A 25694-nucleotide genomic window follows, 5' to 3' on the forward strand; every position below is an offset into this window, starting at 1 on the left:
GTGACTACCCGTGACCCCGGCTACCTTTCGACCGAACCGAAGAGCTTCACCCGATCGGCGGAAGTCAAACCTGGTGCACCGGATGTATTGGTGTGCCGGGCGCGGCCGGCGATCGGACAACTCCACCGCCGCGCGAAAGGCAACCGCATGCGTTCCGGGAACGGCCGACACCGGCGCCCCCGTCAAGCACCGGCGATCTTTGTCACGGCGGGAGTCACCGGCGCCGGCATCGCCCTGCCGCTGCTCGGCGCGAGTGGCGCACACGCCGCCGACACCGCGACCTGGGACCGCGTCGCGCAGTGCGAGAGCGGCGGGATGTGGAGCGCCGCCTCGGGCAACGGCTTCTACGGCGGCCTGCAGCTGACCCAGAGCATGTGGGACGAGTACGGCGGCGCGGAGTACGCCTCGCGCCCCGACCTCGCCAGCCGCTCCCAGCAGATAGCCGTGGCCGAGACGATCCTGGACGACCGCGGGCCCGACGCCTGGCCCAGCTGCGCCGTGAACGCCGGGCTGACCGCGGACGGCCGGTCGCCGGAGGTCGACCCTGGCGGCGTGAGCCTCCTCGACCCGGACCTCCTGGACCCGGACTCCTCCGACTCCTCCGACCCGTCCGACTCCTCCGACCCGTCCGACCCGTCGAGCGGCGACCAGCCGTCCGAGGCGACGCCTTCCCCTGACGAGTCGGATTCCGCCGAGCCGTCCGACCCCTCGGATTCGGGGCGGTCCGACTCCCCGAAGGCGGGCGACCGGGACGACGACTCCTCCCGCGACGACTCCTCCCCCGGCGATGACCCCTCCCGCGCCGACGGCTCGGACGAGGGCGGCAGCCGCACCGACGGGACGGGCGCGCCGGGTGACGCCTCCGCAGGCGGCGGCTCCGCGACGGATGAGGCGCCCGGCAGGGGCAAGCACCGCGGCGGCGCCGAGGAGAGCGGTGAGGGTGCGGGCGAGACGGGCGACGGCGGCAGGTCGTCGGGCCGGCACGCCTCGCGTGACGGTGACGCGCACCGGTCCGGCCCGGCCGACGGCGACTACACCGTGCGTCCCGGTGACAGCCTGTCAGCCATCGCGGAGGCCCGCGAGGTGCCCGGTGGGTGGACCGCCCTCTACGAGCGCAACGAAGGCGTCGTCGGCGCCGACGAGGACCTGATCCAGCCGGGGCAGGTCCTCGATCTCGGGCACGTCGCAGGGTAATTAGCGCACCTTCGCCCCCATTTGGGAAAGTGAGACAAGGCTCTCGTTGCGGGGTGCGGCGCCCGGCTCGCGGGCCGTTCCCATACCTGGGTCCACCTGCAGAAATGGGTGCACCCTATGATCAAAAACGGTCAACTTGGTTCAGATGGTGGGGTTTGAACACCAAGGGGGTTACTGCTTACGGTCAGGATCGCTCGCCAAAGCGGGCCCTTCGATCACACGCCGAATCCTGCCGGTGGTCGTAGGCGGTCGACGCGCAAGCGCCGAAGGCAGGAGCGGGGGACCCAAGGTAAGCGCCGGCCCCACCCGTGAAAGCGGGTCAACCGGCTTGGGGTGAAGCCACATGTCATGTGCATGCGGCCGGGCAACTCACATGGCCCGAACCCGACAGCTCACCTCGCAGGCGTCGGTGAGGAAACGAACGAACCATGCTGAACAACAAGGGCAAGCACCGTCGTGCGTCCAAGGCCGTCCGCGTCGCCACCCTCGCCGGTGTCGCCGGTGCCGCCGTGGCCGTCCCGCTCATGGGCGCCTCCTCCGCCTCCGCCGCGTCCGTCGAGACCTGGGACGCCGTCGCCCAGTGCGAGTCCGGTGGCAACTGGTCGATCAACACCGGCAACGGCTACTACGGCGGCCTGCAGTTCTCGAACTCCAGCTGGGCCGCCGCCGGTGGCACCCAGTACGCGGAGCGCGCCGACCTGGCCACCAAGAGCCAGCAGATAGCCGCCGCCGAGAAGCTGCTCGCCATCCAGGGCCCGGGTGCCTGGTCCTGCGCCGGCGCCGGCAACCTGACCGCCGGTGGCCCCTCGCCCGACCTCGACACCTCCGGCAAGGCCCCGCAGGGCAACACCGGCGAGAAGGCCGAGAAGCCCGCCCCGGCCCCCGCGCCGGAGAAGTCGCAGCCGGCCCCGAAGTCCAACGGCTCCGGCAACTACACCGTCAAGTCGGGCGACACCCTCGCCAAGATCGCCAAGGCGCACGGCACCACCTGGAAGGCGCTCTACGCGGACAACAAGTCCGTCATCGGCGGCAACCCGAACCTGATCATCCCCGGCCAGAAGCTCGACGTCTGAGCCCACCCCGGCACAGGGGCGCCGAGGACCTCACCGTCTCCGGCCGGCCGAGCGGTCCGTGCGTACCGCGGTACGCACGATCCGCCCGTCCCGGCCGCCGCGGGGTCCGAGGCCGGGCAGTCGGGCTGAACCGGGGACGGACCGCTCCTCCCCACCTCGCCGTCCCTCGCGTTCATCGCGTCCGCCCGTCCCCCTCGCTCCACACGCTCGCGTGTGAGACCGCCCCGCCCGGTGCGCCATCCCCCAGCGCGCCGCGGCGGGGCTTCTCCGTGTCACGAGCCCGGTTCCGTGTCCCGAGCCAGGGCGCGTGCCCGACGAGGAAACGGCTGCTCTGACCAGCATCGTCGGGCAACTTTTCCCGCTCGGCGAACAATGCGGCGAAACCTCCCATGAGCTGGGCTTTTGGGCCTCTTTTCGTCCCACTGAGCGGGCCGAGGGCGAACGGATGCGCCCAAGGCCGTTAGGCTCGTGCTGCAGAACTCCAGACACCCACGAAGGAGACAACGTGCCGTCCATCGACGTCGTCGTAGCCCGCGAAATTCTCGACTCGCGAGGTAATCCCACGGTCGAGGTCGAGGTCGGCCTCGACGACGGCAGCACGGGCCGTGCCGCGGTTCCGTCCGGCGCCTCGACCGGTGCCTTCGAGGCCATCGAGCTCCGTGACGGCGACCCGAGCCGCTACATGGGCAAGGGCGTGGAGAAGGCCGTCCTGGCCGTCATCGAGCAGATCGGCCCGGAGCTCGTCGGCTACGACGCGACCGAGCAGCGTCTGATCGACCAGGCGATGTTCGACCTGGACGCCACGGACAACAAGGGCTCCCTCGGCGCCAACGCCATCCTCGGCGTCTCCCTCGCCGTCGCGCACGCCGCCTCCGAGGCCAGTGACCTCCCGCTGTTCCGCTACCTCGGTGGCCCGAACGCGCACGTCCTGCCCGTCCCGATGATGAACATCCTCAACGGTGGGTCGCACGCCGACTCCAACGTCGACATCCAGGAGTTCATGATCGCCCCGATCGGCGCGGAGTCCTTCTCCGAGGCGCTGCGCTGGGGCGCCGAGGTCTACCACACCCTCAAGAAGGTCCTGAAGGAGCGCAGCCTCTCCACCGGTCTCGGCGACGAGGGCGGCTTCGCCCCGAACCTGGGCTCCAACCGCGAGGCCCTCGACCTGATCCTCGAGGCCATCCGGCAGGCCGGCTACACCCCCGGCCAGGACATCGCGCTCGCGCTGGACGTCGCCGCCTCCGAGTTCTACAAGGACGGCGTCTACCAGTTCGAGGGCAAGGAGCGCTCGGCCGCCGAGATGACGGAGTACTACGAGGGGCTCGTGGCGGACTACCCGCTCGTCTCCATCGAGGACCCGCTGTTCGAGGACGACTGGGCCGGCTGGAACGTCATCACCGAGAAGCTCGGCTCCAAGGTGCAGCTCGTCGGCGACGACCTGTTCGTCACCAACCCCGAGCGCCTGGCCCGTGGCATCGAGGAGAACTCCGCCAACGCGCTGCTGGTGAAGGTCAACCAGATCGGCTCGCTGACCGAGACCCTGGACGCCGTCGAGCTGGCCCAGCGCAACGGCTTCAAGTGCATGATGTCGCACCGCTCCGGTGAGACCGAGGACGTCACCATCGCCGACCTGGCCGTCGCCACCAACTGCGGCCAGATCAAGACCGGTGCCCCGGCCCGCTCCGAGCGCGTCGCCAAGTACAACCAGCTGCTGCGCATCGAGGAGATCCTCGACGACGCCGCGGTCTACGCCGGCCGCTCCGCCTTCCCGCGGTTCCGCACCGCCAACTGAGGCGAGCACGGCGCAGCACTTCGAAGCGTCCCCGGCAACGGTCCCGTACCGTTGCCGGGGACGGCTTTGCTTGCGACGGCCCCGGCGGGCGGCGGAGCCGGCGCGTCAGTGTGCACCGTCCGGTGATCAAGGGGAGGCGATGTGTCCGCGGACCGGTTCTCGACCGCGACCCGACTCAAGGCGCTCGGCGAGCAGGCCGCAGCCCGGGTCTACCGCGCCCGGCCGCCCCGCCGCAATCGCCTCACCGGCCGCGCCGCCCTGCTCGCCCTGGTGATGTGCTCCTTGGTGGTCGCCCTCGCCTACCCCATAAGGCAGTACGTCTCCCAGCGTTCGGACATCGCCGACCAGCGCCGCAAGGCGCAGGAGGCCGGCCGGGAGCTGAACCGGCTGCGCGACGAGAAGGCCCGCTGGCAGGATCCGGAGTACGTCCGGCAGCAGGCCCGCCGGCATCTGCACTACGTCGAGCCGGGCGAGACCGGATATATCGTCCAGGACGGCCCCCGTACCGTGTCGGTGCCGAAGCAGCCGGCGGCGGCGCAGCGCCCCTGGTACGAGAATCTGTGGGACGGCGTCGACTCCGCCGACCGGCGGTAGCGCTGCCGCACCGTCGCCCCTGTCCGCCTCCTTCCCCCCCGGCCCGTTCCGTCCCCGCACCACCCGACCTCACCGAAAGCGCACATGGACACCGCCCCGCCCCAGACCGAGCCCACCGAGCCCACCGCCGAGGACATCGCCGCCTTCAAGGAGCAGTTGGGCCGCCCGCCGCGCGGGCTGCGTGCCATCGCGCACCGCTGCCCCTGCGGGCTGCCCGATGTCGTCGAGACGGCGCCGCGCCTGGAGGACGGCACCCCCTTCCCCACGCTCTACTACCTCACCTGCCCGCGTGCGGCCTCCGCGATCGGCACGCTGGAGGCCAACGGCGTGATGAAGGAGATGACCGAACGGCTGGCGAGCGACCCGGAGCTGGCCGCCGCCTACCGGGCGGCCCACGAGGACTACATCCGGCGCCGGGACACCATCGAGGTGCTGCAGGGCTTCCCGAGCGCGGGCGGTATGCCCGACCGGGTCAAGTGCCTGCACGTCCTCGTCGGCCATTCGCTCGCGGCCGGCCCGGGCGTCAACCCGCTCGGTGACGAGGCCATCGCGATGCTGCCGGAGTGGTGGAAGAAGGGGCCGTGCGTGTCGCCGTGTCAGGACACCCCCGACACCCCCGAAGGAGACGCCGAATGAAGCGGGTCGCCGCCATCGACTGCGGTACGAACTCCATCCGGCTGCTGGTCGCGGACGTGGATCCGGCGACGGGCGAGCTGAAGGACCTGGACCGCCGGATGCAGATCGTCCGGCTGGGGCAGGGCGTGGACCGCACCGGGCGGCTGGCGCCCGAGGCGCTGGAGCGGACCTTCGCGGCGTGCCGGGAGTACGCCGCGGTGATCAAGGGCCTGGGCGCCGAGCGGCTCCGGTTCGTGGCGACCTCCGCCTCGCGGGACGCCGAGAACCGTGCGGACTTCGTCCGCGGCGTGGTGGACATCCTGGGCGTGGAGCCCGAGGTGATCACCGGCGACCAGGAGGCGGAGTTCTCCTTCAACGGCGCCATCAAGGAACTCGCCGGCCGCGACGACGTCGAACCGCCCTATCTGGTGGTGGACATCGGCGGCGGCTCGACCGAGTTCGTGCTCGGCGCCGAGTCCGTACGGGCGGCCCGGTCGGTGGACGTCGGCTGCGTCCGGATGACCGAGCGGCACCTCCTGCGGGACGGCGAGATCAGCGACCCGCCGTCCCCGGGGCAGATCGCCGCCATGAAGACCGACATCGCCGAGGCACTGGACCGGGCCGAGGAGACGGTGCCGCTGCGCGAGGCCGCGACGCTCGTCGGCCTGGCCGGCTCGGTGACCACGGTCGCCGCCATCGCCCTGGGGCTCGGCCACTACGACTCCGAGGCGATCCACCACGCCCGGATCCCGCTGGCGAAGGTCCGGGAGATCACCGAGAACCTCCTGACGTCCACGCACGCCGAGCGGGCGGCGAGCCCGGTCATGCACCCCGGCCGGGTCGACGTGATCGCCGCGGGCACTCTCGTGCTGCTGTCGATCATGGAGCGGGTGGGCGCGGAAGAGGTCGTCGTCAGCGAGCACGACATCCTGGACGGAATCGCCTGGAGCGTCGCCTGAGCGCTTTTCGACGCGTACGGCCCCGGCAGGCTCACGGCTGCCGGGGCCGTCGCGTGAGGCGGCCGCGCACGCCGTTCCCGGGCGCCGGGACGCGCGACGGCTCGGCAGCCGTTGGTCCGCGAGGGGCGTGGAAAGCAAGGCGCCGGCCCCGAAATCCCGTCGTTTGAGCGGGTGGTGTCGCGTCTGAGCGTCTCGAAGGGGGCTTCGAGGGGCCCGGCAGGCGGGTCGGCGGAGAAAGTTCGTGAAATCCTTCACATGAAAAAGGCGCCCGACGGGCGAATAAGGTGGCCGTAACGGCCGCATTTGCAGGCTCCGGGCCTCGTCGACCCGAGGAATGCGCGGTTTCATGGGTGTGGCAAGTATGTTGCCGCGCTGGGTGGTTCAGTCGCCCCGCGGCCCACAATCCCTGATCAACAGGGGTGTCCAACGCCTCGCCGTACACCGTGGTTCCCCAACGGCGCTATGGCGTCGGTCACGAAGCCGGCGGAGTGTAGCAGACACCTCTGGACAGCTTGTGAAGGGGCTCACGAGCGACCCCCCATGTGGGGGTGGATACTCGATTGCATGAGCACCACGGAGCGTCCCAGGATCCTCGTTGTAGGCGGTGGGTACGTAGGCCTGTACGCGGCACGTCGCATCCTCAAGAAGATGCGGTACGGCGAGGCGACCGTCACGGTCGTCGACCCGCGCTCGTACATGACGTACCAGCCCTTCCTCCCTGAAGCTGCGGCCGGCAGCATCTCTCCCCGCCACGTCGTGGTTCCGCTACGACGCGTGCTGCCCAAGGCGGAGGTTCTCACCGGCCGGGTGACCACCATCGATCAGGACCGCAAGGTCGCCTCGATCGCCCCGCTGGTCGGCGAGGCGTACGAGCTGCCCTTCGACTACCTGGTCATCGCGATGGGAGCGGTCTCCCGCACCTTCCCGATCCCCGGCCTGGCCGAGAACGGCATCGGCATGAAGGGTGTGGAAGAGGCCATCGGCCTGCGCAACCACGTCCTGGAGCAGCTGGACAAGGCCGACTCCACGACCGACGAGGATGTCCGCCGCAAGGCGCTGACCTTCGTCTTCGTGGGCGGTGGCTTCGCGGGCGCGGAGACCATCGGCGAGGTCGAGGACATGGCCCGCGACGCCGCGAAGTACTACAGCAACGTCAAGCGCGAGGACATGCGCTTCCTGCTGGTCGACGTCGCCGACAAGATCCTCCCCGAGGTCGGCCCGAAGCTCGGTGCCTACGGCAAGGAGCACCTCGAGGGCCGCGGCGTCGAGGTCTACCTCAAGACCGGTATGGACTCCTGCGTCGACGGCCACGTCGTCCTGAACAACGGCCTCGAGGTCGACTCCAACACCATCGTGTGGACCGCGGGCGTCAAGCCCAACCCGGCGCTGTCCCGCTTCGGTCTGCCGCTCGGCCCCCGTGGCCACGTGGACACCCAGGCGACCCTGCAGGTGCAGGGCACCGACTACATCTGGGCCGCGGGCGACAACGCCCAGGTGCCGGACCTGGTCGGCCGCAAGGCCGGCAACGAGAACGCCTGGTGCCCGCCGAACGCCCAGCACGCGCTGCGGCAGTCCAAGGTCCTCGGCGACAACGTGGTCTCCGGCATGCGGGGCTTCCCGCAGAAGGAGTACAGCCACGCCAACAAGGGTGCGGTCGCCGGTCTCGGCCTGCACAAGGGCGTCGCGATGATCGTCATGGGCAAGATGAAGATCAAGCTCAAGGGCCGTCTCGCCTGGTACATGCACCGCGCGTACCACGGCATGGCGATGCCGACGTTCAACCGCAAGATCCGCGTCTTCGCCGACTGGACCCTTGCCATGTTCCTCAAGCGCGAGGTCGTCTCGCTCGGCGCCATGGAGAACCCCCGCGAGGAGTTCTACGAGGCGGCCAAGCCGGCCCCCGCACCGGCGGCCCCGGCCACCTCCGGCGACAAGCCGAAGGCCAAGGCTTCCTGAACCTCCGGTCGGTACTCCGACCAGCCCGAAGGGCGTCCGCCATCCGTGGGGCGGACGCCCTTCGGCGTGTCCGCTCTGGCGGGACACGGGCGTTTTGCTGTTCCCTTACGTAGGAACGGGACTACACCGGCGCCCCATTGGCGTTTACGTGGTGGGTGAAACTTCTTCGCCCGACTCGTCAACACGGAGGTGTGCGACATGGCCGAAGCCGCTGGACGGCTCACCAAGCTCGCCGAGGAGGTTCTGGGAGTTCCCCTCCCGGTCCGCATCCGCGCCTGGGACCGCAGCGAGTCCGGCCCTCCGGGGGCACCCACACTCGTCATCCGCAACCGCCGCGCACTGCGCCGCCTCCTGTTCAAGCCGGGCGAACTCGGCCTGGCCCGCGCCTGGGTGGCCGGTGACATCGACATCGAGGGCGACCTCTACGGGGCGCTCGACCTGCTCGCCGAACTGATCTGGGAGCGCGGCACCGCCGCCCCCAAGCCGCGCCGCGCCGCCGCCCTGCGCATCCTTGCCCGCCCGGAGGTCCGCGCCGCAGCCCGGGAGTTGGTGTCGCTGGTCGGCCTCCCGATTCCGCCCGCGCCGCCGGCCGAAGAGGCCAGGAACCGCCGCGGGCCGCTGCACACCCTGCTGCGCGACAAGGAAGCCATCAGCCACCACTACGACGTCGGCAACGACTTCTATGCCCTGGTGCTCGGCCCGTCCATGGTCTACTCCTGCGCCTACTGGGCGGCCACCGAGGACGGTGGCGCCACCCTGGAGGAGGCCCAGCGCGACAAGCTCGACCTGGTCTGCCGCAAGCTCGGACTCAAGGAAGGGCAGCGGCTGCTCGACGTGGGCTGCGGCTGGGGCTCGATGGTGCTGCACGCCGCACGCGAGTACGGCGTACGGGCGGTCGGCATCACCCTCTCCGAGGAGCAGGCGGTCTTCGCCCGCAAGCGGATCGCCGAGGCCGGGCTCGCCGACCGGATCGAGATCCGGGTGCAGGACTACCGCGAGATCCACGACGAGCCGTTCGACGCGATCTCCTCGATCGGCATGGCCGAGCACGTCGGCCGGACCCTGTACGCCGAGTACGCCCGCGCCCTGTACGCGCTCCTCAAGCCCGGCGGTCGGCTGCTCAACCACCAGATCGCCCGCCGACCGATCACGGACGAAGAGGCCTACCACGTCGATGAGTTCATCGACCGCTATGTCTTCCCCGACGGTGAGCTGGCGCCCGTCGGACGGACCGCGGGGGCGCTGGAGGACGCCGGCTTCGAGGTGCGCGACGTCGAGGTACTCCGGGAGCACTACGCGCTGACGCTGCGCGCTTGGGTGGCCAACCTGGAGGAACGCTGGGCGGAGGCGGTCACGCTCACCACACCGGGCCGGGCCCGGGTCTGGCGGCTCTACATGGCCGCGTCCGCGCTGTCCTTCGAGCGCAACCGGATAGGAGTCAACCAGGTGCTGGCGGTGCGTACGCCGGAGTCCGGTGCGTCCGGGATGCCGTTGCGCACCCGCGCCTGGCAGGGGTGAGCCGGCGCCGTACAGCGGCTGAGGGGACGGACAGGGCGCCGGGGGAGGACTTCCCGGCGCCCTGCCGCCGCTCTCATTCCGGCACGGTGCAGTCGAAGGCGTGCAGATACGCGTTGACCGGCAGGATGTCGCGGATGATCAGGCCGGCCTCGGTCATGCGGCTGACGAGACTCTCCTTGGTGTGCTTGGCGCCGCCGACGTTGAGCAGCAGCAGCAGATCCATGGCGGTGGTGAACTTCATCGACGGGCTGTCGTCGATGAGGTTCTCGATGATCACGACCCGAGCGCCGGGCGGGGCGACCTCGACGACGTTGCGCAGTGTCGTGCGGGTGCTCTCGTCGTCCCACTCCAGGATGTTCTTGATGATGTAGAGGTCCGCCCGGACCGGGATGTCCTGGCGGCAGTCGCCGGGCACGATCCGCACCCGGGCGGCGAGCGGCCCGCCGTCCCGGAGCCGAGGGTCGGCGTTCGCCACGACGTCCGGCAGGTCCAGCAGCGTTCCTTCGAGCGTGGGGTGCTTCTCCAGCAGACCGGCCAGCACATGGCCCTGGCCGCCGCCGATGTCGGCCACCGAGGCAGTCCCGGTGAGGTCCAGCAGCTCCGCGACGTCCTCCGCCGACTGTCTGCTGGAGGTGGTCATGGCGCGGTTGAAGACCTGCGCGGAGTCCTTGGCGTCCTGGTGGAGGTAGTCGAAGAAGCCCTTGCCGTACAGGTCGTCGAAGACGCTGCGGCCGGAGCGGACGGCCTCGTCCAGCCGGGGCCATGCCTCCCAGGTCCAGGGTTCCGTGCACCACAGGGAGATGTACCGCAGGCTGTTGGGGGTGTCGTCCCGCAGCAGCCTGGACATCTCGGTGTGGACGAACGTCCCGTCCTCGGTCTCCTCGAAGATCCCGTAGCAGGCCAGGGCACGGAGCAGCCGGTGCAGCGGCCGGGCCTCGGTGTGCACCGCGGTGGCCAGTTCCTCCGCGGTGGCGGGCGCGTCCCCGAGGGCGTCCGCGACGCCGAGCCGGGCCGCGGCGCGTACGGCTGCCGCGCACGCGGCTCCGAAGACCAACTCCCGCAGTCGCATGGCCGGCGGGGGTGTGGGGCTAACGGTGGTCATGCCGCCTCGATTCTCCCGGTGAAGGGATGACGCCCGTCAGCACAGGTTCGCCGGTTCCGATGACCGGCACATGTTGCGGACGAAGCGGTTCCCGGTGCCCGTGTCGCGGTTGGCCAGGTCGGCCGGCTTGTTGCGGATCAGCAGGTTGTCGCTGATGACGTTGCGTTCGTTCTGGGTGCCCACGAAGCTGCGGAAGAGGACGATCCCGCCCGACATCGGCGAGGTGCCGGCGTTGTTGCGGATGTAGTTCCCCTGCACCAGCGTCTCCTCGGCGCCCGTCAGGACGATGCCGGAGCCCTGGATGAACGGCAGGCGGCTGTTGCCGGGGCAGTGCTTGTTGTTCTCGAACACCTCGTTGCCGCGGACCTTCATCGCGCCCGCCTTCGGGCGCGACTCGTCACCCACGATGAACACGCCCGCGCAGTTGCCGGTGAGTTCGTTGTCGTCGACCGTCAGGTTCCTGACGCGCCGGACGGTGATGCCGATGCGGTTCCCGGTGAGCAGGTTGTCCTCGATCGCCGCACCGCGGGTGTCGAGGGCCCCGCCCTCCTCGTTGACGGTGTTCGCGAGGAAGATGCCCGCGTCGCCGTTGTCGATGGCCTTGTTGTACTGGAAAGTGCCGCGGACGGACTTCTCCTGCGCGATGCCCCACGTGCCGTTCTTGCGCGAGGTCACCCCGCGGACGGTCAGTCGGTCGGTCTCCGTGGCCCAGACACCGTTCTTCTTGAAGCCCGCGACGCTCAGGGAGCGGATGGTGACGTTCCGGACGGGGTCCCCGGCCTTGCCGACGACGCAGATGCCGTTGCCGCTCTGCGCGCAGGCGTTGTCCGCCCTGGTCCCGTCCGGCACGATCTCGGTCCGGGGCCCCGCCCCGCGGAGCGTCACCCCGGAGGTGTCGATCCGGACGCTCTCCCGGTAGGTGCCGGGCGAGACGATGACGGTGTCACCGGAACGTGCGGAGTCCACCGCCTCCTGGATCGAATCGCCCGCGCGGACGACATGCCGGACCTTCATATCGGTAGGCGGCGCGGCGCCGAGACAGGTGGCGGTCACTGTTGCGGCGCTGAGCGCGTACATCATGTGGCGTTTCCTCATGAGGCCGAAGCTATGGGTGATTGTCATGGTTCGCACCATGTGGTAACCCAATGCATGCTTTGCATGCATCCATCAGCCTTCCCGGAGGGCGGGGCAAAAGCCGAGGGCCCCGGTCCCCGCGGGGCGCCCCCCACTCGGTGGGGGCGGCGACGCAGGGGCTCCGGGGCCCTCGGGCGGTGCGGGCGGCGGCTACTCCGCCTTGATCGCCTCCAGCATGTTGAGCCGTGCCGCGCGGCGGGCCGGCCAGAGTGCGGCCAGCACCCCGACGACCGCGGCCAGGGCGAGGAAGATGCCCATCCGGCCCCACGGCAGCACCAGTTCGTACGTCGCGAGGGAGCTGCCGACCAGCTCACCGGCCGCCCAGCCGAAGAACACGCCCAGGCCGATGCCCAGCACCCCGCCGAACAGCGAGATCACCAGCGACTCCAGGCGCACCATTCGCTTGATGCCGCGCCGGTCCAGGCCGATCGCGCGCAGCATGCCGATCTCCTGCGAGCGCTCGAAGACCGACATCGCCAGGGTGTTGATGACCCCGAGCACCGCGACGATCACGGCCATGGCCAGCAGGCCGTAGAGCATGTTCAGCATCAGATTGAAGATCTGGGCGATGCTGTCGGACACGTCCTTCTTGTCCTGGACGGTGATGGCCGGGTTCTTGCCGAGGGCCTCGACCAGCGAGTCCTTCGTCGCCTCGGTGGCGCCGTCCTTCGTCTTGACCATCACCCGCATATCGGTGATGTGCTTCTGGTGCGGCGCCAGGACGGCGTTGTCGAGGATGATGCCCTTGATCATCTCGTTGCCCTGGTAGACACCCGAGACGGTCAGCGTGTCCTTCTTGCCGTCCTCGAAGGTCACCGGGACGCGGGAGCCGACCCGCCACCCCTTCTCCTTGGCGGTGCTGCCGTCCACCACGGCGGCGTGGCCGCTCAGCCGCCCGAGGGAGCCGTCGGTGAAGTCGAGCTGGGTGAGCTTGCCGAAGTCCTTGCCGTTGACGCCGGTCAGGTACTCCGTTCCGGTGCCGACGCGGGAGGGGGAGTTGCGCAGCGGGCTGACGGCGGTGACCTCGTCCAGGTCCCCGAGCTTCTTCGCGACCGCGGGGGAGAGCGGCGTCATCCCGGCCATGGAGACGACGTAGTCGGCCTTCAGCGAGGACGTGGCCATCTTGTCGATGCCCTTTTGCACGCTGCCCGCGATCACCGTCAGTCCGGTGATGAGGGTGAGGCCGACCATCAGCGCCGAAGCCGTGGCCGCGGTCCTGCGGGGGTTGCGGACCGCGTTCTGCCGGGCGAGGGCACCGGAGATTCCGAACGCGCGCAGCACGGGCGCCGCCAGGGCGATCAGCGGGCGGGACAGCAGCGGCGTCAGGACGAACACGCCGATCAGCAGCAGCACCGCGCCGCCGCCCATCACGGCCTTGCCGTCGTCCATGCCGGTGGCGGTTAGCACGCCCGCCGCACCGGCGCCCGCGAAGAGCGCCCCGATGGTGTTGCGGACCACGAGCGACTTGGTGGTGGCGGTGGCGTGCACGCTGTTCATCGCGGCCACCGGCGGGATCTTCGCGGCGCGGCGGCCCGGCAGCCAGGCGGCCAGGACGGTCACGACGACGCCGACGAGCAGCGAGGCCAGGATCGTGGACGGGGAGACGACCAGCGGGCCGTCAGGCACCGTGGCGCCCGTGCCGTTCATCAAGGTGCGCAGCCCCGCGCCGATACCGATACCGGCCGCGAGGCCCGCGACGGCCGCGATCGCGCCGACGACGAACGCCTCGATCAGCACCGACCGGGTGACCTGGCGTCGGCTGGCGCCGACCGCCCGCATCAGGGCCAGCTCCTTGGTGCGCTGGGCGACGAGCATGGTGAAGGTGTTGGCGATGATGAAGATGCCGACGAACAGGGCGATCCCGGCGAAGGCCAGCAGGCCGGTCTTCATGCCGTCCATGCTCTTGGCGATCTGCTCGGCCTGGTCGTCGGCGAGCTTCTTGCCGGTGGTGGCCTCGACGCCGTCCCGGGGCAGCACCTTGTCCAGGGCGGCCTTCAGGGCGCTCTGGGACGTGCCCGGCGCCGCCCGCACATCGATCTCGCTGTACGCGCCGGGCGCGGCGAACAGCTTCTGCGCACTGGCGGTGTCGAACAGCGCCAGGCTGCCGCCGGCCGCGACGGTGCCGTCGTCGGTGGTGAAGATGCCGGTCAGTTTCGCCTCGCGGACCGGGCCGTCGACGGAGATCCGGACGGTGTCGCCGACCCGGTAGCCGGCCCGGTCCGCGGTGTGCGCGTCCAGCGCGATCTGCGCGCCGTCGCGGGGGGCGGCGCCGTCGCGCAGCGGGTAGCGCGCGTCCTTGCCGTCCTTTTCGGGGTAGTAGTTCCCACCGCGGGTCGAGAAGCCGTCGCCGATCAGCTTGCCGTGCTTGTCGGCGACGGCGGTGAAGCCGGACACGGTGCCGGTGGCGGAGGCCGCGCCGGGCACGGCGGAGACCTTGTCGAGCAGCTTCTGGTCGAGGTCGGGGGCGCCGCCGGGGGCGCCGGACCGGCTCTCGGAGCCGTGCGGCTGGAGGGCGACGTCGACGTGGTCGAAGCCCTTTTGGGAGCTGCGCTGGAACGCGTCGGAGATGGTCGAGGTGAAGACCAGGGTGCCGGAGACGAAGGCCACGCCGAGCATGACGGCGAGGACGGTCATCAGCAGCCGGGCCTTGTGCGCGAGCACATTGCGCAAGGCGGTACGGAACATGTCAGTCAGTCCTGGAGGAGAGGTCCGGAGTGCGGTGGCTGCCGCTGGTCAGCTCGTACGCCTCTTGGCGTCGAAGCCCTTCATGCGCTCCAGCACCATGTCCGCGGTCGGGTCCGGCATGTCGTCGACGATGCGGCCGTCGGCGAGGAAGACCACGCGGTCCGCGTAGGCCGCCGCGACCGGGTCGTGCGTCACCATCACCACGGTCTGGCCCAGCTCGCGCACGGAGTTGCGCAGAAAGCCCAGGACCTCGGCGCCGGAGCGGGAGTCGAGGTTGCCGGTGGGCTCGTCGGCGAAGATGATCTCGGGCCGGGAGGCGAGCGCCCGGGCGACCGCGACGCGCTGCTGCTGGCCGCCGGAGAGCTGGCTGGGGCGGTGCTTGAGGCGGCCCGACAGACCTACGGTCTCCACGACCCGGTCGAGCCAGGCGCGGTCCGGCTTACGGCCGGCGATGTCCATGGGCAGCGTGATGTTCTCCAGCGCGTTCAGTGTGGGCAGGAGGTTGAACGCCTGGAAGATGAAGCCGATCTTGTCGCGGCGCAGCTGGGTGAGCTTCTTGTCCTTCAGTCCGGTCAGCTCGATGTCGCCGATCCTGGCCGAGCCGCCGGATATCCCGTCCAGTCCCGCCATGCAGTGCATCAGCGTCGACTTGCCGGAGCCGGAAGGGCCCATGATCGCGGTGAACTGGGCCTGCCGGAAGTCGACGGAGACGGCGTCCAGGGCGACCACCTGGGTCTCACCCTGTCCGTAGACCTTGGTGAGATCCGTGGCGCGGGCGGCCACCGCGGTGGCGCGGGAGGCGGTGGGGACGCCGGAGTGAGTGGTGGTCACGGAAACGAGCTCCTGTCGGGACGACGTCGGGTGCGCGGCGGCGGGGTCCGCGGTGCCGCGCGAGGTTCCCTTCCATCGTGAGTGAGGAAAGGGGGCGCGAACGTCAACCCTGGTGCCCGTCCTGCGCCAGCCCTGGGGCGTACCCCGTACGCGCCCGGTCATCCCTGGGGAGGAGACGGACCCTGATGCCGGACCGTCAGATGTTCGACGGCGCGGGGGTGACTCCGGAGCCCGGCAGACGGCGACTTTCCGTCAATTCGGGCACGAATTTCGCCGCACCGCGCAACCCCGAAGCGAGGCTTCAGGCATGTGCCGAAGGCTTGTACCGGTCACTGATGCACCCTCAGTTGCCAATAAAATAAGACAACCTCGGGATGAGCGGCCGATCTCTGCGGTGCGCTGCGGGCTACGCTCGTGCTGCCCTCTTTGAGGTGGCATGGGGGATCCCACGCCCGGATGGTGGAATGCAGACACGGCGAGCTTAAACCTCGCTGGCCTTCGGGCCGTGCCGGTTCAAGTCCGGCTCCGGGCACTGCCGGCGACCAGCTCATGGAGCGGCTGATATATCTGAATTTTCAACGAAAGAGGGGCCGCCGGTCAAGACCGGCGGCCCCTCTCGCTTTGTCCCGCTGGTGTGTCAGTGCTCCAGGAGTGCGAACAGCGCTTCCCAGCGGGTCACGATCTCCTCGGTGGAGAACCGCTGGATGTTCTCGCGGGCCGCTTCGCCCATGCGGTCCCGTAGCGCCTTGTCGGACATCAAGGTGTCGAGATGGCGGGCGAATTCGGTGATATTGCCCGGCGGGGCGAGGAGGCCGTCCTCGCCGTCCGAAATGATCTCGTGGACGCCGGGCGCCACGTCGAAGGCCACGCAGGGAACGGCGGTGGCCATCGCCTCCATGGGGGCCAGCGGGAATCCCTCGCCGCGCGAGCTGAGCGCGAACACCGCGCTCTCCCGCAGCACCCCTGGGACGTCGGCGGTGCGCCCCATCCACTCGACGGAGGCGGCGACGCCCAGCTCCGCGGCCTGCTTGCGCAGCGCCTCCTCCTCCTCGCCGGAGCCGTACAGGCGCAGCGTCCAGTCCGGATGCTTCGACGCGACCTTCGCCCAGGCCTCCAGGAGGAGGTCCACGCCCTTCTCCTCGTGCAGCCGGCCGATGCTCACCACGCACCGCTGGGAGCGGTCGGAGGGAGCCTCGGGGAAGAACGGCAGCGGATTGGGCATGAAGCCGACGTTGTCGAGCCGCTGCCGGATCCAGTGGTCGGCGTCCTCGCGGGTGAGGGCCAGCAGCCGGTCGGTGTCCGCGTAGAACCGCTTCACCCGCTGGAAGCGGGAGGACTTGCGGCACGTCGCGAACGACTCGTGGGTCATACCGATCACCTGGAGCCCGGCGGTGTCGGCGAGCGCCACCCACTCCATCGCCCACACCTGGGTGACGATCACCACGCCGCCCCGCCGGGCCGTCCGGAACAGCGCGGTGAGCTTGGCGGCCTGTTCGCGCATCCCGGCCTCCCGGGCGGCGCGGCGGCGCTGCTCGACGAGGTTGAGCTTGCCCTTGATGCCGCGCGCGGGCCGCACGCTCGGCGGGTGCTCGTCGTAGAGCGTGGTGGTCCGGTAGGGGAGGTCGTCGGCCAGCTCGTGGACCCGGCCCTCCGGCGGCGGCACCACGCCGACGACGTGTACGCGGTGGCCGCGCTCGCTGAACAGGCGCGCCATCTGGTGCGACCAACTGGTGATGCCGCCCAGTTCGTTGACGCTGTTGGAGACGAAGATGATGTCCCGCGGCGGTGCTGCGATCGGCTTGGTCATCAACGGCTCCACTGCGCGAAGAACTGGTCGACGATGCTCTGTGCGGCGTTGCCCCGGTCGTACTCTCCGAACTTGGCGACGAATTCCCTGCGGGCCGCCGCGTATTCCAGGGACTGCGTCTCGAAGGACTTCATGGTCTCGTAGAAGTCCTCCTCGGTACGGACCACCGGGCCCGGCGCGTGTTCCAGCAGATCGAAGTAGGTGCCCCGGCCCTCGTGCACGTACTCGTCGTAGTCGTACGTGAAGAACACCAACGGCCGGTCGAGCAGCGCGTAGTCGAACATCACCGAGGAATAGTCGGTGATCAGGCCGTCGGCCACTTCCAGTACCGGCGTGATGTCGTGGCGCGCCGATACGTCGATGACGCGGCCCTGCACCGTCGGCGGCAGCACCACGTGATTGAGGTAGTGCGACCGTACGAGGAGGACATAGCGGTCGCCGAATTGATCGGCGAAACGCTCCACGTCGAAAGGCAGCTCGAAACGGCCGTGCCGGCCGCCCGCGCGGCGGAAGGTCGGCGCGTACAGCAGCACCGTCTTGTCCTCGGGAATCCCCAACTCCGCGGCCAGATCGCCGCGTTCACGGCGGCCCAGTTCGGCTTCCCGCTCGCGGGCCCTGACGAGGGCGTCGTTGCGGGGGTAGCCGACCCGCAGCAGGGTCTTCTCCTGGAGCCGGAAGGCTCTGGCCAGGGTGTGCACATCGTGCTCTGAGCGGATCAGGAACCGGTCGAAACGGTCCAGGGAACGCTGCTGTTCCGCCTGCTGCTGGCGGGTCGTGGCCTTCAGGGCCGGCTGGTCGAAGCCCATGTTCTTGAGGGCCGAGCCGTGCCACGTCTGGATGTAGGTGGTTTCCGGGCGCTTGGTGAGCTTGAGCGGATAGCTCTGGTTGTCCACCCAGAACTCGGCCTGTGCGAGCGCCTTCAAATACGGCAGCGACCACCGCCGCACCAAGGTGGCGTCCTTGGGGAAGTCCTGCGGTGAGCCGGTGTACGACCAGATCGCCTCGAATTCCAGGCCCTGCCGACGCATTTCCTCGTAGAGGGCGCGCGGGCTGTCGCTGTACTGCTTGCCCAGGTGGCTCTCGAAGACGACCGTGCGCTTCTTGATGGGCAGTCGGCTGAACACCTCGTGATAGGCGCGGAGTTTGTTGTCCCCCGAGACGAGGTTCTTGCGCAGTGCCCGCGCCTTGCGGAAGCCCGTCTTCGCCAGCGTCCCCGGCTTGCCGCGCACCCCGCGGGCGATCAGCTCCTGGACACGCTCGCCGTTGCGGTTCTCGCTCAGCAGCCGGAACGCGAGGTGCCCCTTGGCGGAGACCTGAGGCTCGATGTGGTCGGCGACCAGGCGCGTCAGCCGCGGCCGGACGGGCAGCGGGCCCCCGGACAGCGCGGTGTCGGCGACGGTCAGCCGGGTCGTGGTGGGCACCCCGTCGACCTCCAGGCGCAGCCGCACGTCCCAGATGGTGTCGACGATGCCCAGCGGACGCAGCCGCGCGGTGAGGTCCGCGGCGGCCTCCCAGTGGACGGCGTCGCCCTCGTGGTGCAGCACGTGCAGGGGGAAGTGGAAGGACTGCAGGCTGCGGCGGCGGGCGCTGAACTCCAGCTCGCCGGTCAGTCGCGCGCCGGCCGGGATGACGCCGAGCGGATTGGTGATCGAGCCCGCCAGCGACACCGCGCCGCCGTCCTCGGCGAACCGGGTCAGCTGGTTGCGCAGGAACAGCTTGTTGACCGGCTTCTCGTGGTAGCCGAGGTCGGTGACGTCCAGCACACCTCGGCCGAACGAGTCGTCGAAATGACCGCCGCACCAGTAGATGCGGCCGTCCCGCTCGGTGAGTGGCGAGGAGACCTTGTCGCGGTTGATGAGGGTGTCGACCGCGGGAATGAGATTGTCCCAGTCACCCTGTTGCAGCAAGTACGCACAGATGGCCTGGATCGGCTGGACGCGCTCGAATGCCTCCGGCGCGATACTCGCCAGGTATTCCCGGGAGAGTTCGGCGAACTCGCGGCGGTAGGACGCGTCCCGGAACGGCAGATCACGCAAGTGCAGCACGAGGTCGTGCTTGAGGAATTTGACGTCCTTGGCGAGCTTCAGCTCGCCCAGCCCGCGCTCCGCCAGCAAGGCGTCGATGCGCCGGTGGACCTCCAGCCGGTGGGCGTAGTTGGTCATCTCGTGCCGGCGGTTGGTCACCGACTTCACGGCTGCCCGCTCGTACACGTGCCAGAAGTAGACCTGGTTGGGGATCAGGGTGATCCGGTTCGCCGCGAGGTACGCGTCGGCGATGAACATCAGGTCTTCGTAGAACATCCCCTTGGGGAACCGGAGATTGTTCTCGATGAGGAAATCCCGGCGATAGCACTTGTTCGTGGACAGAGTGTCCCAAACGAAGAGGTCCGGTAGTTCCTCCACGGACTCCAGCGTGCGCGTGGTGGCGTACAGCCAGGAATACCATTCGTCGCGCTTCTGATTCCGGGTGTCCTTGTGCAGCCGGACGCACAGACCGGAGACAATATCCGATCCGCTTTCTTCGGCGGCCTCCAGCATATTGCGGCACGCATTGATTTCCAGGACGTCGTCACTGTCCAGGAACATGACGTACTTACCCGTGGTGTGCTGAATTCCCACATTGCGGGGCTCGCCCCCGGCACCGCTGTTCTCCGGCAGCTGAAAGGCTCTTACCCGTCCCTTGTGAACGGCGGCGAGATGCTGCGCCACTTCGAAGGAGCGATCGGTGCTGCAATCGTCGACGATCACCACCTCGACGTCCCGGAGCGTTTGATCCAGTACGGACTGGACAGCGGTCGGCAACCGGTCGGCGTCGTTGTAGACGATCACGACTACTGAGACGTCAGGCACAGGCACCTCAACCCTCTTATCGCTACTGTTTCCCGCCAGAATAGACCCATCTGCACCCTTGACCTGCGGACCGCTCGCACCTGCACGACTACCGAAGGTCACCGGTGGGGTGAGCCGGGCCGGGAGCCGCCACCGGCCTGACGGCGGACTTTCCGGTATCGCCGCAGATCCGCCCGCCGGACAGGTTCCGGCTACCAGGGAAGACGGGTGCCGCCGCGAAACGGTTGCCTGCGAAACGACGGCGAACCGGTCGGCACGCGGAAGGGGCACGCACGCTCCCGATCCGTATAGGGGTTCTGATGCGGATGTCGATGCGGGCTCCGATACGACTCTGATGCGGGTCTGATCTCCGTTCCGCTGCGGGTGCGTCCGCGGTTTTCTCCATTCGCTCCGAGGGGGGCGAGCGCCTCTTGCCGGCAGGTATTCATGGATCCGCCATAGGGAAATTGGCGGTGTTTCCCCAAACGAACCGCCGGGCGGCCGTTCCTGCTGGTCGGGACGGGCGGCGTGGGTCCCCGGCCCCCGGGTAGGAGCCGTCCCGGAGGCGCCTCGCCCACGACCTTCCGGGTGCCGGTGGCGTGGGCGGTCCCTGGAGTACGGACGGCGCCCGCCCCGCGTGCGGGCCTTCGGGCACCTTCGGGGGCTCTCGCGCGTACTCCATGTAGTGGACGCGTCGCCCGAAGTTCCGGAGAAGATCCTGCTCAAGAACTAGGGACGCGTCTTTGCCAAGCCATTACGCTTGCGTCAAGGCCGCGCAGGGCGGCCATGGAGGAGTGAGATGAGGAGCAGCAACCCGGTCTTCTCGCGTCGGGGATTCAGCCGCGACACCGGCTACGCGGGCTTCAACGCGCCGCCGCAGGCCGGGGGCCCCGCAGCGAATCCGTACGCCGGAGCGAACCCGTACGCGCAGGGCGGCAATCCCTACGCGCAAACCGCGACCGACCCCAGTGGCCCCCAGCAGGACGTCACCCAGGCACCGCCGCAGTACACGCCGCAGACGCGCCCCATGACGATGGACGACGTCGTCACGCGCACCGGCATGACGCTCGGCACGGTGATCGCGGGTGCGACCGTCGGCTGGCTCTTCCTGACCGAAAACCTCGGCTTCGCGCTCGGCGCCGGTCTCGTCGCGATGGTGCTGGCGCTCGTCCAGTCCTTCAAGCGCAAGCCGTCGCCCGCGCTGATCCTGACGTACGCGGCGCTGGAGGGCCTCTTCCTCGGCGCGCTCAGCGGCTACATCAACGCCATTCCGAAGCTCAGCGGCGCCCCGATGCAGGCGGTGCTGGGCACGATGGCGGTGTTCGTCGCCATGCTGATCGCGTACAAGACGCGGATCATCAGGGTCAACGCCCGCTTCACCCGCTTCGTGATGATCGCGACCATCGGCTTCGTGCTGCTGTCGATGGTCAACCTGATGTTCATGGTGTTCGGCGGGGGGACCGGCCTCGGCTTCCGCAGCGGCGGCCTGGGCATCCTCTTCGGCGTCGTGGGCGTGGTGCTCGGCGCCCTGTTCCTGGCGCTGGACTTCAAGCAGGTCGAGGACGGCGTCGCCTACGGCGCTCCGCGTGAGGAGTCCTGGCTGGCGGCGTTCGGTCTGACGCTGACGCTGGTGTGGATCTACATGGAGATGCTGCGCCTGATCTCCATCCTGCGCGGCGACTGACGACGGGCGCGCCGGCCCGCCCGGCGCGCTCGGCAGCAGGCGCAGGACAGACATACGCACAGACAGAAGGGCCCGCGGGCAACTGCCCGCGGGCCCTTCTGTGTCGGGGTGGCCGCCCCGCTCAGGGCGTATCAACGCTTGCGGGCGGCACGCCTGAGGTCGTATTCGTGGACGATCGCCTTGGCATGACCGTAGGCGAGGTTGTGCTCGCCACGGAGCCAGCTGACCTTTTCGTCGAAGCGGAAGAGAGATGGGCCTTCGTCAACGGTGCGAAGCCAGTCGGAGATTTCCCGGCCGGTGCAGGATGGGATGCGGGAGAGCATGTTCCGGTGGGTCTCTTCGGAGAAGAGCTGGGACATCGGCGCCTCCGGACGCGGTCGATGCTGGTTCTTCAGCCCACCGTGCCTGAGCGTTCGGGCGTTGGCAACCACCCAGGAGGGGCACATAGGCTCACTGCGTGCTTGACGTGATGCCTTTGCAGACTGCCGTGGATGCCCTCGCCGACCGGCTCAGGTCGCTGCCACAGAGCGCCCTTGCCCGCGGTGCGGCCGCCGAAGGGCTGGCCCTCGCCAGGGAGTTGGCCCGGCGCGCCCAGCGGATCGAGTGCCCGGGGCGGGAGCCCCACGAGCTGCCGGACGCCGGGATGTTCGCGGCCGGCGACCAACTCGCGGTTGCCGGCCACGATCTGGCCGAGGCGCTGCGGGCGGCGGCGGCCGGGCCCGCGGACGAGGCGGCGGCCCAGGGCGTGGAAAAGGCCCCCGCCGAGGAGCTGGCGGAGGCCGTGCGACTGGTCGGTGAGACAGCGGGACGCTGTTAGGGACACTGCTGGGGGAGCTGCCGGGGGGACGCGGGTGTGGGTGCGGCGGACCGTGGCGGCCCGCCGTCGGCTCGTCCGGTCAGAGCGAGGCGATGACGCGGTCGGCCAGGATGTAGACGCTCTCCTGGTCGTCCTCGCCCCACGCGAAGGTCAGGGCGTACGCGCCCGAGATGCCGGAGCCGCCAAGCAGCACCGGGGCCTGGCCCTCGCGCAGCGCACCGGCGATGCTCTCCGCGGTCTCGCGGTGGCCGGGGGTCAGGCAGAGCGTGGTGCCGTCGGTGAAGACGTAGACGTCCAGGGTGCCCAGCGGCCCGGGGCGCACGTCCGCGAGCGGCGTGGCCTGGTCGGCCAGCTCCTCCAGGCGCGCGACGGTGCGCTCGTGGTCACCGATGACGGGCGCCGGGGAGAAGTCCGGGTGCGAGGGGTGGCGCCGGCGTGCGGCGGCCAGCTCGGCGGACTCGGTCTCCTCGACGGGCTCGAACTCCACGTCCAGTGCTTCCAGCGCCTCCACGGACTCCAGGGCGCTCATCGGCTCCAGGGCGTCCGGGCCCAGCAGCGGCTCCAGGCCGGCCAGGTCCGCCTGACGCGGCAGGAACGGCTGGTTGTCGAGCCGGTCCAGCTCAAGTCGTTCGGGCAGCTCGCGGTGGTCCGCGCGGGCATCCGTGCCCTCCTCGCCGAGACCGGCCTGCCCGCCCAGCATGGACGGGGCGTCCGCGGCGTCCCTGGCCTCCTGAGCGGCCCAGAACGCACGGGCCTCGGCCAGCTCGCGCTCCCGCTCCTCGGCCAGCGCGTCCGCGACCGCGGCACGTATGTCGGCCAGCGGGGTCTCGGCGGCGGGGGTGGCACGTGCGGCCGGGATGGACGCGGTGGCCAGGGCCTCCGCGTCGCTGCCTGCCGCGGCGTCTGTGCGGGCGGCGATGAGCTCGGCGTGCAGTTCGGCGATCTGGCGGCGCAGGCCGCGCGCCGTGTGCAGGGCTGCGGCGCCCAGGACGACGGCGACGGCGGCTGCCGTCGGCATGACGAGGGTGGTGACGCTCATGCGTCCTCTCCACTTCGCTCGGCGGCCCCGTATGCGCGGGGCGCGCACCTGTTCATGGACTTCCCCTGGCCGCCATTGGCCAGAGGGACCCCCGTGATGCGCTCGCTCATTGGCGTACTCCCGATAGCAGAATGTCCCCCGACTTCCTACATCAGCCTGCCGGTGGTCGGCGACCGTTCCCAGTGCACTATGTCCCGAAATGGACGGGGCTAAGGCCCTCGTACGTTCGGGTGGCCCCATGCTGACCTGCAGGAACGAATTTCCGTCGGGGCGTTGGTCACAATCCTGAGGGCGATTGGGTCGCGATCTTGTTACCGGGTGACGCAGGTCACTCGACGTCGCTGTACGTGTCCGCTCCATGCCGAAGGGTGCGCGCCGAGGGCGAGTTGGGGAGTTCCTCCCCCTACGCCCTCCGCACGCACCCTTTCGCAGCCCCGGCGAACCCGCCGCCAAACCGCCCCGCCCCACCACCCGAACCGGATAAATGGCTCACTTCAGTCGCTCACGGCGACCGGATCGGGACGGAGGTCGATGATCGCGCTGAGCACCGGTCGATGGTCGCGCTGAGCTTCGCCTCCGCTGCGGGCAGGTGCCGGGCACTCGTTCCTCGCGCCCGACCCCTACCCTCCGCTACAGCTCAGCTCAGCCGCTCGATGACCATCGCCATGCCCTGGCCGCCGCCCACGCACATCGTCTCCAGGCCGAACTGCTTGTCGTGCCACTGGAGGGAGTTGATGAGGGTCGTGGTGATGCGGGCGCCCGTCATGCCGAAGGGGTGGCCGACCGCGATGGCGCCGCCGTTGACGTTCACGCGGTCCAGGTCGATGCCCAGGTCGCGGTAGGAGGGGATCACCTGGGCGGCGAACGCCTCGTTGATCTCGACCAGGTCGATGTCGGACACCGACAGGCCGGCGCGGGACAGCGCCTGCTTGGACGCCTCCACCGGGCCGTAGCCCATGATCTCGGGGGAGAGGCCGGAGACGCCGGTCGAGACGATCCGGGCCAGCGGGGTCAGGCCCAGCTCGCGCGCCTTGGTGTCGGACATGATGACCAGTGCCGCGGCACCGTCGTTGAGCGGGCAGCAGTTGGCGGCGGTCACCAGACCGTCGGGGCGGAAGACCGGCTTGAGGCCGGAGACGCCCTCCAGCGTGACGCCGCCGCGCGGGCCGTCGTCCTGCGAGACGACCGTGCCGTCGGGCAGCGTGACCGGGGTGATCTCCCGCTCCCAGAAGCCGTCCTTGATCGCCTTCTCGGCGAGGTTCTGCGACCGCACGCCGAACTCGTCCATGTCCTGACGCGTGACGCCCTTGAGGCGGGCCAGGTTCTCGGCGGTCTGCCCCATCGAGATGTACGCGTCGGGGATCAGGCCGTCCTCGCGCGGGTCGTGCCAGTCCGCGCCCTCCTGCCCGGCGCGGGCCGCGGTGCGGGCCTCGGCGTCGGCGAAGAGGGGGTTGTGGGTGTCCGGCAGGCTGTCGGAGTTGCCCTTGACGGACCGTGAGACGGTCTCGACGCCCGCGGAGATGAAGACGTCGCCCTCGCCGGCCTTGATGGCGTGCAGCGCCATCCGGGTTGTCTGCAGCGAGGAGGAACAGTAACGGGTGACGGTGCAGCCGGGGAGGTGGTCCATCCCCATCTGGACGGCCACGATGCGGCCGAGGTTGTGGCCCTGCTCGCCGCCCGGGAGGCCACAGCCCAGCATCAGGTCGTCGATGGTGGTCGGGTCCAGCTCGGGGACCTTGGCGAGGGCCGCCTCGATGATCTTCGCGGTCAGATCGTCGGGGCGAAGATCCTTCAGCGAGCCCTTGAAGGCGCGGCCGATCGGGGAGCGGGCGGCTGAGACGATCACGGCTTCGGGCATCACGGCTCCAGTGGGAAGTTGTGGCGCTGCGAGGATCCCCGCGTCTGCCGGGGGTGCCTCGTGGGGGCGGAACAGTCGGGACGACGGATGACGACGGGCAGGACTGTGAGGGAAGTTACCTGTACGTAGTGCTCAGGTCACGGGTCGCGCGCTGTGATGCGGGCCTCTTTTCTAAGCGGGCGCTTATGCGAGGAGGGGAGGGCCGGCG

19 protein-coding genes, 1 tRNA gene and 1 riboswitch are annotated in these 25694 nt (G+C 69.8%); of the genes, 11 read left to right on the forward strand and 9 right to left on the reverse strand.

Features of this window, described 5'->3' with window-relative positions; translation table 11 throughout:
• The first annotated feature begins 147 nt into the window (after positions 1–147).
• From ACH4FH_RS02730 to ACH4FH_RS02765, 8 genes are all read left to right on the forward strand, one after another.
• A complete protein-coding gene (locus tag ACH4FH_RS02730; RefSeq protein ID WP_398553896.1) occupies positions 148–1194 on the forward strand; it encodes a transglycosylase family protein in 1047 nt (348 codons plus the stop codon).
• 210 nt (positions 1195–1404) lie between these two features.
• Positions 1405–1615, forward strand: a riboswitch (cyclic di-AMP (ydaO/yuaA leader).
• A gap of 7 nt (positions 1616–1622) precedes the next feature.
• Positions 1623–2267: a transglycosylase family protein gene (locus ACH4FH_RS02735; RefSeq protein ID WP_398553897.1), complete on the forward strand. Its 645-nt coding sequence runs from the start codon at positions 1623–1625 to the stop codon at positions 2265–2267.
• A gap of 505 nt (positions 2268–2772) precedes the next feature.
• Positions 2773–4059, forward strand: coding sequence for a phosphopyruvate hydratase (eno, locus tag ACH4FH_RS02740; RefSeq protein WP_393892438.1), 1287 nt, complete (start codon positions 2773–2775; stop codon positions 4057–4059).
• A 141-nt stretch (positions 4060–4200) separates the two neighbouring features.
• Entirely contained in the window at positions 4201–4653 is a 453-nt protein-coding gene (locus tag ACH4FH_RS02745; RefSeq protein WP_398553898.1) for a septum formation initiator family protein, read from the forward strand.
• 84 nt (positions 4654–4737) lie between these two features.
• A complete protein-coding gene (locus ACH4FH_RS02750) occupies positions 4738–5289 on the forward strand; it encodes a DUF501 domain-containing protein (protein ID WP_398553899.1) in 552 nt (183 codons plus the stop codon).
• Complete coding sequence (locus tag ACH4FH_RS02755; protein WP_398553900.1) at positions 5286–6227, forward strand: exopolyphosphatase; 942 nt, start codon at positions 5286–5288, stop codon at positions 6225–6227. Before ACH4FH_RS02750 ends, ACH4FH_RS02755 begins: the two co-directional genes overlap by 4 nt.
• Before the next feature lie 564 nt (positions 6228–6791).
• The gene (locus ACH4FH_RS02760) at positions 6792–8183 is read left to right on the forward strand and encodes an NAD(P)/FAD-dependent oxidoreductase (protein WP_393892434.1); all 1392 of its coding nucleotides are present in this window, start codon (positions 6792–6794) and stop codon (positions 8181–8183) included.
• 198 nt (positions 8184–8381) lie between these two features.
• Positions 8382–9701 (forward strand): class I SAM-dependent methyltransferase, encoded by a 1320-nt coding sequence (locus ACH4FH_RS02765; protein ID WP_398553901.1) that lies wholly within the window; start codon positions 8382–8384, stop codon positions 9699–9701.
• Between the two features lie 73 nt (positions 9702–9774).
• Here the strand turns inward: ACH4FH_RS02765 and ACH4FH_RS02770 are convergent, their stop codons facing one another.
• From ACH4FH_RS02770 to ACH4FH_RS02785, 4 genes are all read right to left on the reverse strand, one after another.
• A complete protein-coding gene (locus ACH4FH_RS02770; RefSeq protein ID WP_398553902.1) occupies positions 9775–10803 on the reverse strand; it encodes a methyltransferase in 1029 nt (342 codons plus the stop codon).
• 36 nt (positions 10804–10839) lie between these two features.
• Positions 10840–11898, reverse strand: a complete 1059-nt coding sequence (locus ACH4FH_RS02775; protein ID WP_398553903.1) for a nitrous oxide reductase family maturation protein NosD — start codon at positions 11896–11898, stop codon at positions 10840–10842.
• A 189-nt stretch (positions 11899–12087) separates the two neighbouring features.
• The gene (locus ACH4FH_RS02780) at positions 12088–14622 is read right to left on the reverse strand and encodes an ABC transporter permease (protein ID WP_398553904.1); all 2535 of its coding nucleotides are present in this window, start codon (positions 14620–14622) and stop codon (positions 12088–12090) included.
• A 48-nt stretch (positions 14623–14670) separates the two neighbouring features.
• A complete protein-coding gene (locus ACH4FH_RS02785) occupies positions 14671–15453 on the reverse strand; it encodes an ABC transporter ATP-binding protein (RefSeq protein WP_398553905.1) in 783 nt (260 codons plus the stop codon).
• A 450-nt stretch (positions 15454–15903) separates the two neighbouring features.
• On the opposite strand from ACH4FH_RS02785, the gene ACH4FH_RS02790 reads away from it, so the two are divergent.
• Positions 15904–15985 (forward strand) — tRNA-Leu (locus tag ACH4FH_RS02790).
• Between the two features lie 105 nt (positions 15986–16090).
• Here the strand turns inward: ACH4FH_RS02790 and ACH4FH_RS02795 are convergent.
• Both ACH4FH_RS02795 and ACH4FH_RS02800 read right to left on the reverse strand, forming a co-directional pair.
• On the reverse strand, positions 16091–17260 hold the full coding sequence (locus ACH4FH_RS02795; protein ID WP_398553906.1) for a glycosyltransferase: 1170 nt from the start codon (positions 17258–17260) through the stop codon (positions 16091–16093).
• Entirely contained in the window at positions 17260–20109 is a 2850-nt protein-coding gene (locus ACH4FH_RS02800; protein ID WP_398553907.1) for a CDP-glycerol glycerophosphotransferase family protein, read from the reverse strand. The genes ACH4FH_RS02795 and ACH4FH_RS02800 overlap by 1 nt, the downstream gene beginning before the upstream one ends.
• A gap of 778 nt (positions 20110–20887) precedes the next feature.
• Between ACH4FH_RS02800 and ACH4FH_RS02805 the strand changes: the two genes are divergently transcribed.
• On the forward strand, positions 20888–21772 hold the full coding sequence (locus tag ACH4FH_RS02805) for a Bax inhibitor-1/YccA family protein (protein ID WP_398553908.1): 885 nt from the start codon (positions 20888–20890) through the stop codon (positions 21770–21772).
• A gap of 131 nt (positions 21773–21903) precedes the next feature.
• Here the strand turns inward: ACH4FH_RS02805 and ACH4FH_RS02810 are convergent, their stop codons facing one another.
• Entirely contained in the window at positions 21904–22131 is a 228-nt protein-coding gene (locus ACH4FH_RS02810; RefSeq protein WP_398553909.1) for a DUF4287 domain-containing protein, read from the reverse strand.
• Positions 22132–22229: 98 nt separating this feature from the next.
• On the opposite strand from ACH4FH_RS02810, the gene ACH4FH_RS02815 reads away from it, so the two are divergent.
• Positions 22230–22589, forward strand: coding sequence for a hypothetical protein (locus tag ACH4FH_RS02815; protein WP_398553910.1), 360 nt, complete (start codon positions 22230–22232; stop codon positions 22587–22589).
• Positions 22590–22668: 79 nt separating this feature from the next.
• On the opposite strand, the gene ACH4FH_RS02820 is transcribed toward ACH4FH_RS02815, so the two are convergent.
• Together ACH4FH_RS02820 and ACH4FH_RS02825 are read right to left on the reverse strand one after the other, a co-directional pair.
• Positions 22669–23628, reverse strand: coding sequence for a hypothetical protein (locus ACH4FH_RS02820; protein ID WP_398553911.1), 960 nt, complete (start codon positions 23626–23628; stop codon positions 22669–22671).
• A 637-nt stretch (positions 23629–24265) separates the two neighbouring features.
• Positions 24266–25486, reverse strand: coding sequence for an acetyl-CoA C-acetyltransferase (locus ACH4FH_RS02825; RefSeq protein WP_398553912.1), 1221 nt, complete (start codon positions 25484–25486; stop codon positions 24266–24268).
• Positions 25487–25694: the final 208 nt, after the last annotated feature.

Source organism: Streptomyces sp. NPDC017993, from assembly GCF_044328065.1.
Classification (GTDB): Bacteria; Actinomycetota; Actinomycetes; order Streptomycetales; family Streptomycetaceae; genus Streptomyces.

Excerpts from the sequence above, each read along its gene's own strand:
- ACH4FH_RS02730 (WP_398553896.1), top strand. The coding sequence starts at position 148 with ATGCGTTCCGGGAACGGCCGACACCGGCGCCCCCGTCAAGCACCGGCG.
- ACH4FH_RS02735 (WP_398553897.1), top strand. The coding sequence starts at position 1,623 with ATGCTGAACAACAAGGGCAAGCACCGTCGTGCGTCCAAGGCCGTCCGC.
- ACH4FH_RS02750 (WP_398553899.1), top strand. The coding sequence starts at position 4,738 with ATGGACACCGCCCCGCCCCAGACCGAGCCCACCGAGCCCACCGCCGAG.
- ACH4FH_RS02755 (WP_398553900.1), top strand. The coding sequence starts at position 5,286 with ATGAAGCGGGTCGCCGCCATCGACTGCGGTACGAACTCCATCCGGCTG.
- ACH4FH_RS02760 (WP_393892434.1), top strand. The coding sequence starts at position 6,792 with ATGAGCACCACGGAGCGTCCCAGGATCCTCGTTGTAGGCGGTGGGTAC.
- ACH4FH_RS02765 (WP_398553901.1), top strand. The coding sequence starts at position 8,382 with ATGGCCGAAGCCGCTGGACGGCTCACCAAGCTCGCCGAGGAGGTTCTG.
- ACH4FH_RS02770 (WP_398553902.1), bottom strand. The coding sequence starts at position 10,803 with ATGACCACCGTTAGCCCCACACCCCCGCCGGCCATGCGACTGCGGGAG.
- ACH4FH_RS02775 (WP_398553903.1), bottom strand. The coding sequence starts at position 11,898 with ATGAGGAAACGCCACATGATGTACGCGCTCAGCGCCGCAACAGTGACC.
- ACH4FH_RS02780 (WP_398553904.1), bottom strand. The coding sequence starts at position 14,622 with ATGTTCCGTACCGCCTTGCGCAATGTGCTCGCGCACAAGGCCCGGCTG.
- ACH4FH_RS02795 (WP_398553906.1), bottom strand. The coding sequence starts at position 17,260 with ATGACCAAGCCGATCGCAGCACCGCCGCGGGACATCATCTTCGTCTCC.
- ACH4FH_RS02805 (WP_398553908.1), top strand. The coding sequence starts at position 20,888 with ATGAGGAGCAGCAACCCGGTCTTCTCGCGTCGGGGATTCAGCCGCGAC.
- ACH4FH_RS02810 (WP_398553909.1), bottom strand. The coding sequence starts at position 22,131 with ATGTCCCAGCTCTTCTCCGAAGAGACCCACCGGAACATGCTCTCCCGC.
- ACH4FH_RS02820 (WP_398553911.1), bottom strand. The coding sequence starts at position 23,628 with ATGAGCGTCACCACCCTCGTCATGCCGACGGCAGCCGCCGTCGCCGTC.
- ACH4FH_RS02825 (WP_398553912.1), bottom strand. The coding sequence starts at position 25,486 with ATGCCCGAAGCCGTGATCGTCTCAGCCGCCCGCTCCCCGATCGGCCGC.